We start from the raw sequence: 12,967 nt of genomic DNA on the forward strand, positions 1-12,967 counted from the left end.
TTCAAAATAAGGCTAGGATGTTGGACATGACCACAAACGCAGCTGCAGAGGAAACCACCGCCAGGTGGTCCGACGAGCTGCGCTCCCACGGCCGCCGCGTCACCAAGCAGCGCCTTGCCGTGCTGCGTGCTGTTGACACCGCACCGCACTCGGTAGCGGACGACGTCGCGGCCAGCGTGCGTCAGGAACTTCCGGACATTTCCCTGCAGTCCGTCTATGTGGTCCTGGCGGACCTCACCGAAACCGGCCTGCTGCGGAAGATCGAAACCCCCGATTCTCCGGCCCGGTACGAGACCCGCGTGAATGACAACCACCATCACGCGATCTGCACCGGATGCGGGCGGATCGAGGACGTGGACTGCGCCGTCGGCCACGCTCCCTGCCTCACCCCCGGAAACACACACGGTATGACCATCCAGATTGCGGATGTGCTCTACCGCGGGATCTGCACAGACTGCGCCGCCGCAGCCTCGTAGCACGCACCCAAAGCCTTTCCTCCCTTTTGTCAGCACCAGAGAAAGAACCAGTATGTCCAACTTCACCACCACGCAGACCGGCACCCCGGTTGCCAGCGACGCACACTCGCTGAGCACCGGCGCCGACGGCGCCATTGCCCTTCACGACCGTTACCTGGTCGAGAAGCTGGCGCAGTTCAACCGGGAGCGCATTCCGGAGCGCATCGTGCACGCCAAGGGCGGCGGCGCATTCGGTGAGTTCGTTGTCACCGAGGATGTCTCCAAGTACACGCGTGCCGCTGTTTTCCAGCCCGGCACCACCACCGAAACCGTCCAGCGGTTCTCCTCGGTTGCCGGTGAAATGGGTTCCCCCGACACCTGGCGCGACGTACGCGGTTTCGCGCTGCGTTTCTACACCACCGAGGGCAACTACGACATCGTCGGTAACAACACTCCGGTGTTCTTCATCCGCGACGGCATCAAGTTCCCGGACTTCATCCACTCGCAGAAGCGCCTGCCGGGCTCCGGCCTGCGCGATGCGGACATGCAGTGGGACTTCTGGACCAACTCCCCCGAGTCCGCACACCAGGTCACGTACCTGATGGGCGACCGCGGCCTGCCGACCTCGTGGCGTGAAATGCCCGGCTTCGGCTCGCACACCTACCAGTGGATCAACGCCGCCGGCGAACGCTTCTGGGTGAAGTACCACTTCACGTCCAACCAGGGCAACCACGAAATTACCGGTGCCGAGGCCGAGAAGATTGCCGGCGCCGACGCCGACTACTACCGCCGCGACCTGTACGAGGCCATCGAGGCCGGCAACTTCCCGTCCTGGGACCTGCACGTGCAGGTCATGCCGTACGAAGATGCCAAGACATACCGGTTCAACCCGTTCGACCTGACCAAGGTCTGGCCGCACGCGGACTACCCGCTGATCAAGGTGGGTACCCACACCCTGAACCGCAACCCGGAGAACTTCTTCGCGCAGATCGAACAGGTTGCCCTGTCCCCCGCGAACCTGGTTCCCGGCATCGACGCCAGCCCGGACAAGATGCTGATGGCCCGCATCTTCTCCTACCCGGATGCCCAGCGTTACCGCATCGGCGCCAACTACAACCAGCTGCCGGTCAACGCGCCGAAGGCTCCGGTTAACAACTACTCGCAGGACGGCGCCATGCGCTTCTCCTACAACTCCCCGGAGACTCCGGTCTACGCTCCGAACACGCTGGGCGGCCCCGCGGCCGACGCAGCGCTGGCCGGTGCGGGAAGCTGGGAGAACGACGGCGCCCTGGTGCGTTCCGCTGCGACCCTGCACTCCGAGGACAGCGACTTCGGCCAGGCCGGCACGCTGTACCGCGAGGTTTTCGACGACGCCGCCAAGCAGCGTTTCCTGGAAACCATCACCGGCGCCATCTCCGGCGTGAAGCGTCCGCACATCCGCGAAGCTGCGATCCAGTACTGGACCAACGTTGACGCGGTCCTGGGCGAGAAGCTGCGCCTTTCCCTGGCACAGGGCGAGACCACGGCCAACGAAAAGGCCGAGTTCGTGGGCGTTGCTGAGTAATTCCAGCACCCGCTAAACCAGCAGTAACCAGCAGCGGCCGGTCCCTTCGGGGGCCGGCCGCTGCTGTATGTCCTGCCTCCTACCGGGTAGGCCAGTACCAGATGATCAGCAGCGTCACCAGGAAACCGGTGAGGAAGTTCAGCTTCAGGAACCGTTTCCAGCCGGCGTTCGCACTGCCCGACCCGGCGTCGGTGATGCGCAGGAACGGAACCAGGTTCAGGATGTAGGGCAGTGCCAGCAGCCCGCCCAGCATCGCCGGCCAGGGAGTCAGCAGCATCAGCAGGCCGGCCGCCAGATAGGCAGCGGCGGCGAGCACCACCACCGGCCGCGCCCCCAGCACCGTGGCAATGGATCCGATGCCGGCCTCGCGGTCCGGCACCACGTCCTGCACCGCGCCGAAGGCCTGGCTCGCCATGCCCCAGAGGAAGAACGCCCCCAGCACCGCCCAAAGCCCCGGCGTGAATACCGCACCGGCCAGGACCAGCCCGTACACGGCAGGGCTGACGAAGTGGGTGCTCGACGTCATCGAATCCAGGAAGGGGCGTTCCTTGAACCGCAGCCCGGGTGCACTGTAGGCGATCACTGCAAAGACGCTCACGCCCAGCACGAGCCAGGACAGCGGGCTTCCGAGCAGGACCAGGGCGGCGAGGAACGGCACGTTCGTGAGAACCGCTGCCCACAGCGTAGTGCGGTGGAAGCCTCGGTCCAGGACGGCGCCTTCCACTCCGCCCTTGCGCGGATTATGCAGGTCCGACTCGTAGTCGAAAACGTCATTGATGCCGTACATCGCCAGGTTGTAGGGAACCAGGAAGTACAGGGTTCCGATCACCCAGGTCAGGTCGATCCGCCCGGTGGTGAGCAGATACGCCGCGGCGAAGGGATACGCCGTGTTCACCCAGGAGAGCGGCCGCGAGGACACCAGCAGCATGCGCAGGGTTCCCCTGGTTCCGGTGGCGGCGGTGCTCACGGCGTTTCCTTAGTGTCCGGCTTGGCGCCTCCCGGGGCGGGGGCACGTCCGGGCAGCAGCACCCAGAGCGCCGGCAGCAGCAGGACGGCCGCCAGGGGGTAGGCAAAATCCTCCAGCGGCGCGGCGCCGGCAAAGGCACCGGAAATGCGGTCCTCGTTGTACCAGAAGAGGCCCACCCGGATCATGAGGTTGTCGAAGACAGCAGTCAGGACCAGCAGGACGACGGCGGTAACGGCCGCCGCGGCTGCAAAGTACCGCGGGCGGTTCCGACGCAGCAGGGCTGCTGCGCAGATCAGCGCCGCCGGAACGAGGAAGAAGGCATTGAGGGTCCAGTAGGTCACGGCTGCGTCCTTTCCGCCGGCCTGCGGCCCGGGTGTTCGCTGGCCTGTTCCGTGGTTTGGGTTCGTTTCGCTGCCCGTTCCCCTGTTCGTTCCCCGGTTCGTTCCGCGGTTCGTTCCGCAAGCAGCCGCACCAGACCGAAGACCACCATGGTCAGGTAGCAAAGGAAGGCCAGGAAAAAGATCTCCTCCACGGGCAGGTGCGGTGCCAAAGTCAGGCCGAGCATAAACGGGGTCTCGCCGCGGTAGAAGATGTCGGAGCCGATGCCGGCCAGGTCCCAGCCGGTGAAGAACAGCAGTCCGATCGCCAGTACTACGGCTGCCCGCCGTGCGTTGGCGAAGAAGAACAGCCGGAACCGGTGATCCAGCAGCACCATGCAGCCCAGCGACAGCAGCAGGAAAAGCAGGTAGAGGACGCCCATTACGTTCCCGCCTCTGCCGACGGCTGCGGGGCCGGGGGCTCCCCTCCCGGCAGTTGGCTCGATGACACCTGTGCCGCCCACGGTGCGGGCTCCGGCAGGGCCTCGGTGCCCGTTTCCCCGCGCAGCCGCTTGAGCACGAGCTCCGCACTTATCAGGCACATAGGCAGGCCGATGCCCGGCAGGGTGGACCCGCCGGCGTACAGCAGCCCCTCCACCTTCCGGCTGGCGTTCGTTCCGCGGAAGAACGCGCTTTGCTTCAGGATGTGCGCCGGTCCCAGCAGGGTTCCCCGCCAGGAATTGAGGTCGGCGACAAAGTCCTGCGGGCCCACGGTTCGGCGGATAATGATGCGCTCGGCCAGGTCGGGTATTCCGGCCCAGGACGAGAGCTGCTCGATGACGGCGTCGGCCATCTTCTCGATCCGGGGATCCCCGGCGCCGTCAATCCCTCCGGCTCCCAGCGACGGATCCGAAGGCACCGGCACCAGGACAAACAGGTTTTCGTGTCCTTCCGGCGCGGCATCGGGGTCCGTCGCGCTTGGACGGCAGACGTACAGCGAGGCCGGATCCGGCACGGAGGTCTCCTGGCCGAAAATCTTTTGGAAGTTGGCTTCCCAGTCCCGGGTGAACAGCAGGGTGTGGTGTTCCAGCTGCGGCAGCTGCCCCTGCACGCCGAGATGGAGCAGCAGCCCGCCGGGACCGGGGACCCGGTGCTCCCAGTATTCCTCCGGATAGGTCTGCAGTGCCCGGGGCAGGAGGGCGGTCTCCGTATGGTGCAGATCCGCTGCGGAAACCACCAGGTCCGCGTCCAGCGACACCAGTGAGCCGGCGGCATCCCGGTACTCCACGCCCACGGCCCGGGGTTTGCGGCGGGGGAAGCGGGGCCGTCCGCTCTTGGCGGCGGCCGGAGCGGAAGTACGGATCCGGGTGACCTCGGCCCCGGTGATGACCCGGCTGCCCTCGGCCCGCGCCAGGTCGGAAATGACCGAAACTATCCGGTGGAAGCCGCCCATGGGATAAAGCACCCCGTCGGCCAGGTCCAGCCGGCTCATCAGGTGGTACATGCTGGGCGTGGTGAACGGCGAGGAGCCCAGGAAAACGGCCGGGTAGCCCAGGATCTGCCGGATCCGGGGATCCGTGAAACGCCGGGCAACGAAGGTGCTCAGCGGTTCCAGCAGCAGCCTGGCGAGCCGGGGGCCGCTGCGCAGGACATCAGGGCGCAGCAGCGGCAGGAACGAGGCGAACGTTGTATACAGGAACCGTTTCTTGGCCATGGCGTAGACCTCCTCGGCGGACTCGAGGTATTCCTCGAGCCGGGCTCCGGCACCGGGTTCCAGCGACTCGAACAACGCGATGTTGCCGTCCCGGGTGGCGGCCACGTCCACCGGTTCGGCGGTGTCCTCGAAGAGCACCCGGTACCCCGGATCCAGCCGGACCAGCTCCAACTGTTCCGCAGCGGAGGTGCCCAGCAGCCTAAAGAAGTGGTCGAAGACCTCGGGCATGAGGTACCAGGACGGTCCCGTGTCAAAGCGGAAGCCTCCGGTCTCCCAGCTGCCGGCCCGTCCCCCAGTCTCCGGCTGCTTCTCCAGCACCGTGACCTCCAGGCCTTCCCGCGACAGCAGTGCCGCGGTGGCCAGTCCGGTAATTCCGCCGCCGATCACGACGGCGGTGCGCGGACGCATACTCATGGTTGCCTTTCGTTTCCCGGGACAGCTGGGTTTTCGCCGTGGTGCCGGAGCCCGGCAGGACCGGCGACTCGGCGGGTCAGGACCGCACGCGCTGCGATGCGGACCTTCACTGGGTTCGGTACCCGCACCCTGGAGGTGCGCAGCTGTTCGGCGGGTGTGTTCCGGAGCCGGCGGGCCAATTCACCGAACAGGTCCTGGGCCAGCGCGACGGCGGCCCTGCAGTTTGCCGGGAGTTCCGCCACCGCGGCACCCGAAACCAGCAGATCAGCATCAATCCCGTCCAGGATCCGGTGCTTGTCCGCTTCGCTGAACGCTGCCACAGTGACGCCGGGGAAATAGCTGCGTCCCAGGGCCTCGAAGTCCTGGGCGAGATCCCGCAGGAAGTTAACCTTCTGGAAGGCCGCCCCCAGGCGTTGGGCGCCCTCACGCAGCCGCTTGGCCTGGTCATCGGGCAGCGGAACTCCGTCGAGGAAACACTGCAGGCACATCAGCCCGATCACTTCGGCGGAGCCGTAGACGTACTCGTTGAAGCTGGCTTCAGTGTGTTCCACCTGGTCCAGGTCTGCCCGCATCGAGGCGAAGAACGGACGGGTGAGATCCGTCCCGATGCCGGCTTCCCTCGCTGTCAGCGCGAACGCATGGACCACCAGATTGACGCTGTAGCCCGTGTGCAGGGCACGTTCCGTGTCCGCCTCCAGCTCGTCAAGCAACCCGCCGATCTCCGTGCGGGGCACCAGTGCGGCCGCCGCCACGCCGTCGACAATCTCGTCCGCCAGCCGGACCAGCGCGTAGACGGTTTCAATCTGCAGGCGCGTCCGGGCCGGCAACAGCCGGGAGGCCAGCCCGAACGACGTCGAATAGGACCGGATCAGCACGGCCGACGTCCTGCGCGCAACGGCGTTATAGAGGGACAGGCCCTGCTCAGGTGCCACGGACTACCGTCCCCGGTTCACGGCGTCGTCGACCACTGTCGACAGTGCGGCGCGCAGCCCGGGGGTGACCGCAGGGCAGTCCAGGTGTTGGCGCGCCCGGTCCGCATATTCGCGCACCAGCTGCTGCGCATGGTCCCGGGCACCGGAGGAGACGAGCAGTTCCCGGGCGCGGGCGGCATCGCGGGCGGTCAGCTCGGAGTTCCCGATCAGGCCCGAGAGTTCCGCCCATTCCGGTTTCCGTGCAACATAGGAGACCAGCACCGTGCGCTTTCCCTCGCGCAGGTCCGAAAAACTGGACTTGCCCGTGGTGCTCTCCGTGCCGAACACCCCCAGCAGGTCATCCACCACCTGGTAGGCAATCCCGATGTCCCGGCCGAAGAGGCCGAGGGTCGTCACGACGTCGTTCGATGCCCCGGCCAGTACCGCTCCGGCCTGCAGCGGTGCTTCGAAGGAGTAGACAGCGGTCTTGAGCCGCTCCATGTGCAGGATCTCGGCGATGGGCGGAGCGTCCGGGTGGAAGGAAAGGTCTACGTCGATCAGCTCTCCGCCGGCGGACGCGAAGACGGCGTCGTCCAGGATCTCGGCCAGCCGCTCCCGGACGTCCGTGTCCACCTCGGCACTGCCCAGCAGGCGGAAAGCACCGGTCAGCGCCAGGTCCCCCGCGATGACCCCGGCGGAGAGGCCCCGGTGCCGGGCTGCGCCGGCTTCAACGCCCGCAGCGGTGGCCAGCCCCCGATAGACACCGGAGACGTTTTCGAGTCCCCGGCGGGTGAAATCCAGGTCGATCACGTCGTCGTGCACGATCAGTGCCGTATGCAGCAGTTCGAAGGCGGCGCCTACCCTGGCAGCTGCCGCCGTGTCGGTGCCGCCGAGATTCAGGTAGGCCGTCAAAAGGATGCGCGGGCGGACCCGCTTACCTCCGGCAGTCGAATTTTCCAGCGCCTGCCACAGTGAGAGGTAGCCGGGTCCCAGTTTCGCGGCCCGGGCTTTGGCCCGCTCGTAGAACCGGTTCAGGACGGTCTCGACCAGGTCCTGGCCGATAGACAAGTCGAGCGGGGGGTGGGTCTGCATAGGTAAAGTAAACACGTATGGGACTAGGGGAAGAAATGACAGACGGCTCAGAACGCGTGGTTCTGGTCGACAATGACGGCCGTCCCGTGGGCACTCGGGACAAAGCCGGCGTGCATACCACTGACACTCCGCTGCATCTGGCGTTCTCCACCCACGTCTTCAATACGCGAGGCGAATTGCTGGTCACCCGCCGTGCAATGTCGAAGCTGACCTGGCCTGGAGTCTGGACAAATTCCTTCTGCGGCCACCCCGGTCCCGGGGAGGCTACGGAGGACGCGGTGAACCGGCGCGCCCGGCGTGAGCTGGGGCTGGAGGTGCGGGACCTGACGCTGCGGCTGCCGGATTTCCGTTACCGTGCCGTGGATGCCTCGGGGATTGTCGAGCATGAGATCTGCCCCGTTTACACGGCCGTGGCCGACGCCGATCCGGTCCCCGCACCGGACGAGGTCATGGACTGGGAGTGGGCGGATCCGGCGCAGCTCGTTCCGGCGGTTCGGCTGACGCCGTGGGCATTCAGTCCCTGGCTGGTGCTGCAGCTTCCGCTGCTCTACCCCTAGAACCGGTTCCGCCGGAGGTGCTCAGTTCGCCGGTGCGCGGGCACTCAGGCAGGTACGCCGGAGGTGCTCAGTTCGCCGGTGCGGTGGGTACTGCGGCTTTGCTGCCCGCGAACCTCCTGGTCCAGCGAACCCAGGGGTACTCCTGGGGCCAGTGGCCGGCCAGGGTGTGGAAGGCCCGGCGGAAGCGCAGGGCCACGTTTGCCCGGCTTTGCACCGCGCGCGGCGCCATCCCCACAGTCAGATGCGGATCCCGGCGGCAGCGACGACCTTGGCCGAGATGGAAGCTGAGGCAGACGTCGTCGTGCATCTGCGCATCGTTTCGGTGCACCTCGCCGCTGACGGCCTGCCAGGTCCCGGCGCGCAGAGCCAGGTTCGAGCCGAAAAACGGCCAGTGGGCCAGCGCTGAACCCATCGCCAGGTAATAGGACCCCAGATACAACCGGGAAAGCAGCAGCGCCGAGAGGCGGGGCATCCCGTAGAAAACACCGGGCCCGCTAAGCACTTCCAACTTCGGGTCGGCAGCGAAAGCTTCAGCTATGCGCGCAATCCAATCCGGGGGCAGGACGCAGTCGGCGTCACACCGCGCAATAACGGCGTCCGGGTCGAGGCGCTCCGCGGCGGCGTCGTACCCGGCGCCGGCAGCGGCAGGGATTCCAGCAGCCGGTTCGAAAACCACTCGGGCGCCGAACCTCCGGGCAACCTCTGCGCTGGCATCGCTGCTGTTGTTGTCCACCACCACTATTTCCCGGGGCGGCAGGCTCTGCCGCGCGAGCGACTGCAGGCACGCTTCCAGCAGGACTGCATCATTGCGGCACGGGATGACCACGGAAACTGCCGGAAGCTCAGAAGGCATGGGCTGAGTTTAGCGCGGGGCCGCTGGTTCTCCGGGCCGGTTTCCGGTGCCCACTGCTTCCGTGGCCGGCACCGGGCTACCGTATGAGGATGATCGATGCACTGCTCCGCCCGCCGGAATCCCGGAAGGAATACCTAGCCGACGCGATACGTGCACTGGGAGTGCTCAGCGTCCTGGCGTCACTGGTACTGCTGGGACCGGTGGAAACGGCCCTGTTCCTGCTGGTGCTGCTGGGACTTCTGGTCTCCCGGGCACTGGCGGTCTTCCCCGGTTTCGACGCCGCCTACGGCCTGGTCCTGCTGGTTGCAGCGTGGAGCAGCGTAGCGGACCTCTACGCCCGCGTCTCCTGGTGGGATCTCGCCGTCCACTTCGCCGCCACCGGCGCGCTGGCCGTGATTGCCTATTTCCTGCTGGTGCAGTTCGGCGCGGTACCGGCGGTCCAGCGCCCGCACCGGCATTCCCCCTCGCTCCCCGTGGTGGTTCCGCTGCTGGTGCTGGCGCTGGGACTGGGGATGAGTGTGCTTTGGGAGATCGGTGAGTGGTGGGGCCACACGTACGTGGATGCAAGCATCAATGTCGGATATGCGGACACCATGGGAGATCTGGCCGCCGCAGGGTTGGGAGCCCTGGCCGCGGGCCTGTGCCTGGGTTTTGCGGTCCGCCGGTCCGGTGCTCGGCGGATTGCCCCGGTGCCGCATCGTACCCGCCGCTAGCCCGGGGCCCGCGCGCCGCCGCTAGCCGACTTGTGGCACCGGGTTCACGCGCTTAACCGCGAAGGGCATCCCGGGCAGCGGTGGCTGCCCGGAATGCCCGGTACTGCTGGCGGATCACCGCCGGCTGTTCTCGCTAGCGGGAGAGGTACCGCTCGTGCTCGCTGTGGGCGCGGGCTACGGTTTCGCGGATTTCTTCGATGTCCTTGACCTTGTCGCGGTACTTGAGGTCCATCTTCAGGATGTCCTGCTCTTCATCGCACAGGGCCTTGTAGACCCGCTCACGCTCTTCGGGATCAGCCGTGTAGTGCAGGTCCAGGTAGGCATCTGCATGGCGCCGCGCGTTGTTGACGGCGGTCATGGCCTTGCCGGCGGGGCTGACCAGGGACGCAACAACGGTCACCAGCAGGACGCCCACAATGACGGAGAGCGAGAGGCCGGTGGTGATCTCCACGACCGAAACATGCTCGCCGCCGTTGATGAAGGGCAGCGTGTTCTCATGCAGGGCGTGCAGGACAAGCTTGACGCCGATGAAGGCCAGGATGGTGGCCAGGCCGTAGCTGAGGTAGATCAGGCGGTCGAGCAGTCCGTCGATGAGGAAGTAGAGCTGGCGCAGGCCCATCAGGGAGAACGCCGTGGCGGTGAAGACAATGAAGACGTTCTGCGTCAGGCCGAAGATAGCAGGGATCGAGTCGAGCGCGAAGAGGATGTCGGTACCGCCGATGGCCACCATGACCAGCAGCATCGGGGTGAGGACGCGCTTGCCGTTCTCCATGGTGAACAGCTTGTCGCCGTCGTAGCTATCCGACGTATGGAAGATCTTCCGGGCCAGGCGAATGATGAAGTTGTTGGCTTCGTCGTCGCCCTCGGTGCTTTCAGGCTTGAGCAGGTTGCCCGCCGTGATCAGCAGGATCAAACCGAAGATGTAGAAGACCCAGGAGAAGGAGTTGATCAGCGCGGCGCCGAGAAGGATGAAGGCGGTACGGGCGATCAGGGAGAAGACGATGCCGAACAGCAGGACCTTCTGCTGGTCCTCACGGGGAACGCGGAAGCTCGCCATGATGATCAGGAAAACAAACAGGTTGTCTACCGAGAGTGCTTTCTCGGTGATGTACCCGGCGAAATACTCGGTGCCCATCTGGGATCCGCCAAGGACCCAGACAACACCGCCGAAGATTAAGGCGAGACCTACGTAAATGGAGGACCAAATGGCCGCTTCCTTCAGCGTAGGGATGTGAGCCTTGCGGATGTGGAAGAAGTAATCAAAGGCCAATAGGGCCAGGATGACCACAATGGTCACTCCCCAGACCAAGGGGGAAACAGTCATGAAATATCTGCTTTCGTAGGGTATGCCGAAGGAGCATAGGTCTCTCCCGCCATCCTGGATAGGCTGGCCGCTGAACCCGGCGGAGCGTCGGTGCTCCACGTGTTGACGGATATCTGCGTTTTGGGATACTCCCCTACGAAGCAATCAGTCTAACAGGGGAAGGTCCGCTTCGCAGTCCACGTCCCGCCCGTCGGCCAGGTCGGAACAATCCACGACGTCCAGGAGTTCCGGGTGGGCAGCCAGGAACGCACGCGCCCCGGAATCCGGACCGGCTCCCGGCTTCCCTTCCCCTGCAAGTTCAGCCCCTGAATAACGCGCATCCCGTTCCAGGCTTCGCGAGGCCAGGGAAGCATCCAACAGAACAGGGTGCCCGCGCCGCAACCGGCCGTCCGGCCCCCGGTAGCCGGCGGCGGCGATTCTGCCGCGCCGCCCCGCCGCGAGGACGCGCGAGACCACGGCCGGGGTTAAGCCGGGCTGGTCCACCAGGGCCACGAGGATCGCGGCTGCCGGTTCCTGGGCCAGCGCCGCCAGGATCCCGCACCGGTAACTGGTGCCCATTCCCAGCTCCCACTGTGGATTAACAACTGGTTCAGCGCCCTGCAGCCGAACAGAGGCCAGGATTTCCGTGCTCCCGGCGCCCAGCACCGCGACCACTTTGGTGCACCCGCCGGCCAGCAGCACCTCCACCTGATGTTCAATCAGCGGCCGCCCGCGGAAGGGCAGCAGTGCCTTGGGCCCGCGGCCGAGGCGTGTGCCGGCACCGGCAGCCAGCAGGACCGCCGTCGTCGTTCCGCTCATTCGTCTGTCCTTACTCCGGGCCCGGCTTAAACAGGCAGCCGCCGCACCCTTGGATGGTGCGACGGCTGAGTTTTCGGGTAGTTATCCTTCACAGTCCTTGCAGTAGGCCAGGCCGTTCTTTTCGACGGCCAGCTGGGAGCGGTGGCGGACCAGGAAGCAGGAGTTGCAGGTGAACTCGTCTTCCTGCGGCGGCACGACGCGGACAAGCAGTTCTTCACCGGACAGGTCTGCGCCGGGCAGTTCAAATCCTTCAGCCGCCTCGGTCTCGTCCACGTCAACTACGGCAGACTGCTTGTCGCTGCGCCGTGCCTGAAGCTCTTCGATAGAAGCCGGTCCGGCTTCTTCCTCAGTCTTGCGCGGCGCGTCATAATCTGTAGCCATTTTCTCGGCTCACACTCCAAATCCGTAGTTGTGTTTGTTTCCGGGGCACTCGATACTAGCCGAACATAACGGATGTACGGTTGCGTACTATTCCCGTGGACCGTTCAGTTGCAACTTTCTTTCTTCGGACGTGGCACCCGGTTCCACGGCTACCGTAACGCGCGCTGCGACCGGAAGCCCATCGGGGGTCCCGGTGCGGTCCTCTGAGCGCCCTTCCCTACCTCAACGTGCATCCAGCCGTGCAGGTTCCGCTTTTTCGGCGGGAGTCGCTAACGATTGAATCCGTTGCGGAGGAAACCAATCGCTTCAGCAAACAGCTCTTCCAGCAGCTTGAGTGACTCCGGGTTGATTGCGCCCTGCGTGCGCCGTTCCCACTGCGCAAACGCACTGCGTCCGCAGGTCAGCACAGATCCGACCAGGCAGGAGATGTAAAAGGGATCGGCGGCATCACCCAGTCGCTGCCGGATGGAAGAGACAATGCGCTGTTCCGCCCGGTTCCAGGCCTCGAGCTGGAACCGCATCATTTCCGGGTTGTCCTGGGCAATGGCGTAAAGCTCGGCGGTCACCGCCAGCCGCTCCGGATCCGCCGGCGCAGTCAGTGCCTGCAGCATGGATTCCACGACGTTTTCGTCCTGCGGGCGTAACTCAAACTGGCCCAGCACGGTTTCCAGGAAGCCTTCCATGGCCACCGTGAGCGATGCTTCAGTACTGGAAAAATAGTTGAAGAACGTCCTGCGGGAGACACCGGCCCGCTCCGCGATGTCGTCGACCGTGAAATTGCCCGGTCCGTTACTGCGGACCAGGCTGAGGGCAGCCGCAGCGATGGCTGCGCGTGTCACCGATTTGTTCCGCTCCCGCCGTGAAGGGGCGGCCGTTTCTCCTGCTGCCACGCCCATACACTAGGTGC

General features: G+C 65.6%; 14 protein-coding genes and 1 pseudogene. 4 read left to right on the forward strand and 11 right to left on the reverse strand.

The genetic code is table 11. The annotated features are described in order from the left end of the window. Nucleotides 1-26 precede the first annotated feature (26 nt). Together N2K98_RS13795 and N2K98_RS13800 are read left to right on the forward strand one after the other, a co-directional pair. Nucleotides 27-476: a Fur family transcriptional regulator gene (locus N2K98_RS13795; protein ID WP_229950122.1), complete on the forward strand. Its 450-nt coding sequence runs from the start codon at nt 27-29 to the stop codon at nt 474-476. 52 nt (nt 477-528) lie between these two features. Beyond that, on the forward strand, nt 529-2,019 hold the full coding sequence (locus tag N2K98_RS13800; protein WP_255796936.1) for a catalase: 1,491 nt from the start codon (nt 529-531) through the stop codon (nt 2,017-2,019). Nucleotides 2,020-2,098: 79 nt separating this feature from the next. Here N2K98_RS13800 and N2K98_RS13805 read toward each other — a convergent pair whose 3' ends face one another. From N2K98_RS13805 to N2K98_RS13830, 6 genes and pseudogenes are all read right to left on the reverse strand, one after another. Then, nucleotides 2,099-2,947 (reverse strand): prenyltransferase, encoded by an 849-nt coding sequence (locus tag N2K98_RS13805; RefSeq protein ID WP_255865026.1) that lies wholly within the window; start codon nt 2,945-2,947, stop codon nt 2,099-2,101. 35 nt (nt 2,948-2,982) lie between these two features. Continuing rightward, entirely contained in the window at nt 2,983-3,327 is a 345-nt protein-coding gene (locus tag N2K98_RS13810) for a lycopene cyclase domain-containing protein (RefSeq protein ID WP_255864979.1), read from the reverse strand. Further along, the gene (locus N2K98_RS13815) at nt 3,324-3,746 is read right to left on the reverse strand and encodes a lycopene cyclase domain-containing protein (protein ID WP_255864978.1); all 423 of its coding nucleotides are present in this window, start codon (nt 3,744-3,746) and stop codon (nt 3,324-3,326) included. Before N2K98_RS13815 ends, N2K98_RS13810 begins: the two co-directional genes overlap by 4 nt. Beyond that, entirely contained in the window at nt 3,746-5,425 is a 1,680-nt protein-coding gene (gene crtI / locus N2K98_RS13820; RefSeq protein ID WP_255865025.1) for a phytoene desaturase family protein, read from the reverse strand. Before crtI ends, N2K98_RS13815 begins: the two co-directional genes overlap by 1 nt. Before the next feature lie 2 nt (nt 5,426-5,427). Beyond that, the gene (locus N2K98_RS13825) at nt 5,428-6,363 is read right to left on the reverse strand and encodes a phytoene/squalene synthase family protein (protein WP_255864977.1); all 936 of its coding nucleotides are present in this window, start codon (nt 6,361-6,363) and stop codon (nt 5,428-5,430) included. A 189-nt stretch (nt 6,364-6,552) separates the two neighbouring features. Further along, nucleotides 6,553-7,434 (reverse strand): annotated as a pseudogene (locus N2K98_RS13830) (polyprenyl synthetase family protein); the annotation flags it as partial. Between the two features lie 35 nt (nt 7,435-7,469). On the opposite strand from N2K98_RS13830, the gene idi reads away from it, so the two are divergent. Further along, entirely contained in the window at nt 7,470-7,991 is a 522-nt protein-coding gene (gene idi / locus N2K98_RS13835) for an isopentenyl-diphosphate Delta-isomerase (protein WP_255796931.1), read from the forward strand. A 67-nt stretch (nt 7,992-8,058) separates the two neighbouring features. Here idi and N2K98_RS13840 read toward each other — a convergent pair whose 3' ends face one another. Beyond that, nucleotides 8,059-8,844 (reverse strand): glycosyltransferase family A protein, encoded by a 786-nt coding sequence (locus N2K98_RS13840; RefSeq protein ID WP_255864975.1) that lies wholly within the window; start codon nt 8,842-8,844, stop codon nt 8,059-8,061. 89 nt (nt 8,845-8,933) lie between these two features. On the opposite strand from N2K98_RS13840, the gene N2K98_RS13845 reads away from it, so the two are divergent. After that, nucleotides 8,934-9,557 (forward strand): hypothetical protein, encoded by a 624-nt coding sequence (locus N2K98_RS13845; protein ID WP_255864974.1) that lies wholly within the window; start codon nt 8,934-8,936, stop codon nt 9,555-9,557. Between the two features lie 133 nt (nt 9,558-9,690). Here N2K98_RS13845 and N2K98_RS13850 read toward each other — a convergent pair whose 3' ends face one another. The 4 genes from N2K98_RS13850 to N2K98_RS13865 all read right to left on the reverse strand — a co-directional run bounded on the left by N2K98_RS13850 (nt 9,691) and on the right by N2K98_RS13865 (nt 12,950). Beyond that, nucleotides 9,691-10,881: a TerC family protein gene (locus N2K98_RS13850; RefSeq protein ID WP_255796928.1), complete on the reverse strand. Its 1,191-nt coding sequence runs from the start codon at nt 10,879-10,881 to the stop codon at nt 9,691-9,693. Nucleotides 10,882-11,025: 144 nt separating this feature from the next. Next, nucleotides 11,026-11,679: a nucleotidyltransferase family protein gene (locus N2K98_RS13855; protein ID WP_255864973.1), complete on the reverse strand. Its 654-nt coding sequence runs from the start codon at nt 11,677-11,679 to the stop codon at nt 11,026-11,028. A gap of 81 nt (nt 11,680-11,760) precedes the next feature. Beyond that, complete coding sequence (locus tag N2K98_RS13860; RefSeq protein WP_146360892.1) at nt 11,761-12,060, reverse strand: DUF4193 domain-containing protein; 300 nt, start codon at nt 12,058-12,060, stop codon at nt 11,761-11,763. 269 nt (nt 12,061-12,329) lie between these two features. Further along, the gene (locus tag N2K98_RS13865; RefSeq protein ID WP_255864972.1) at nt 12,330-12,950 is read right to left on the reverse strand and encodes a TetR/AcrR family transcriptional regulator; all 621 of its coding nucleotides are present in this window, start codon (nt 12,948-12,950) and stop codon (nt 12,330-12,332) included. Between the last annotated feature and the right edge of the window lie 17 nt (nt 12,951-12,967).

This window comes from Arthrobacter jinronghuae, from assembly GCF_025244825.1.
Lineage (GTDB): Bacteria > Actinomycetota > Actinomycetes > Actinomycetales > Micrococcaceae > Arthrobacter_B > Arthrobacter_B jinronghuae.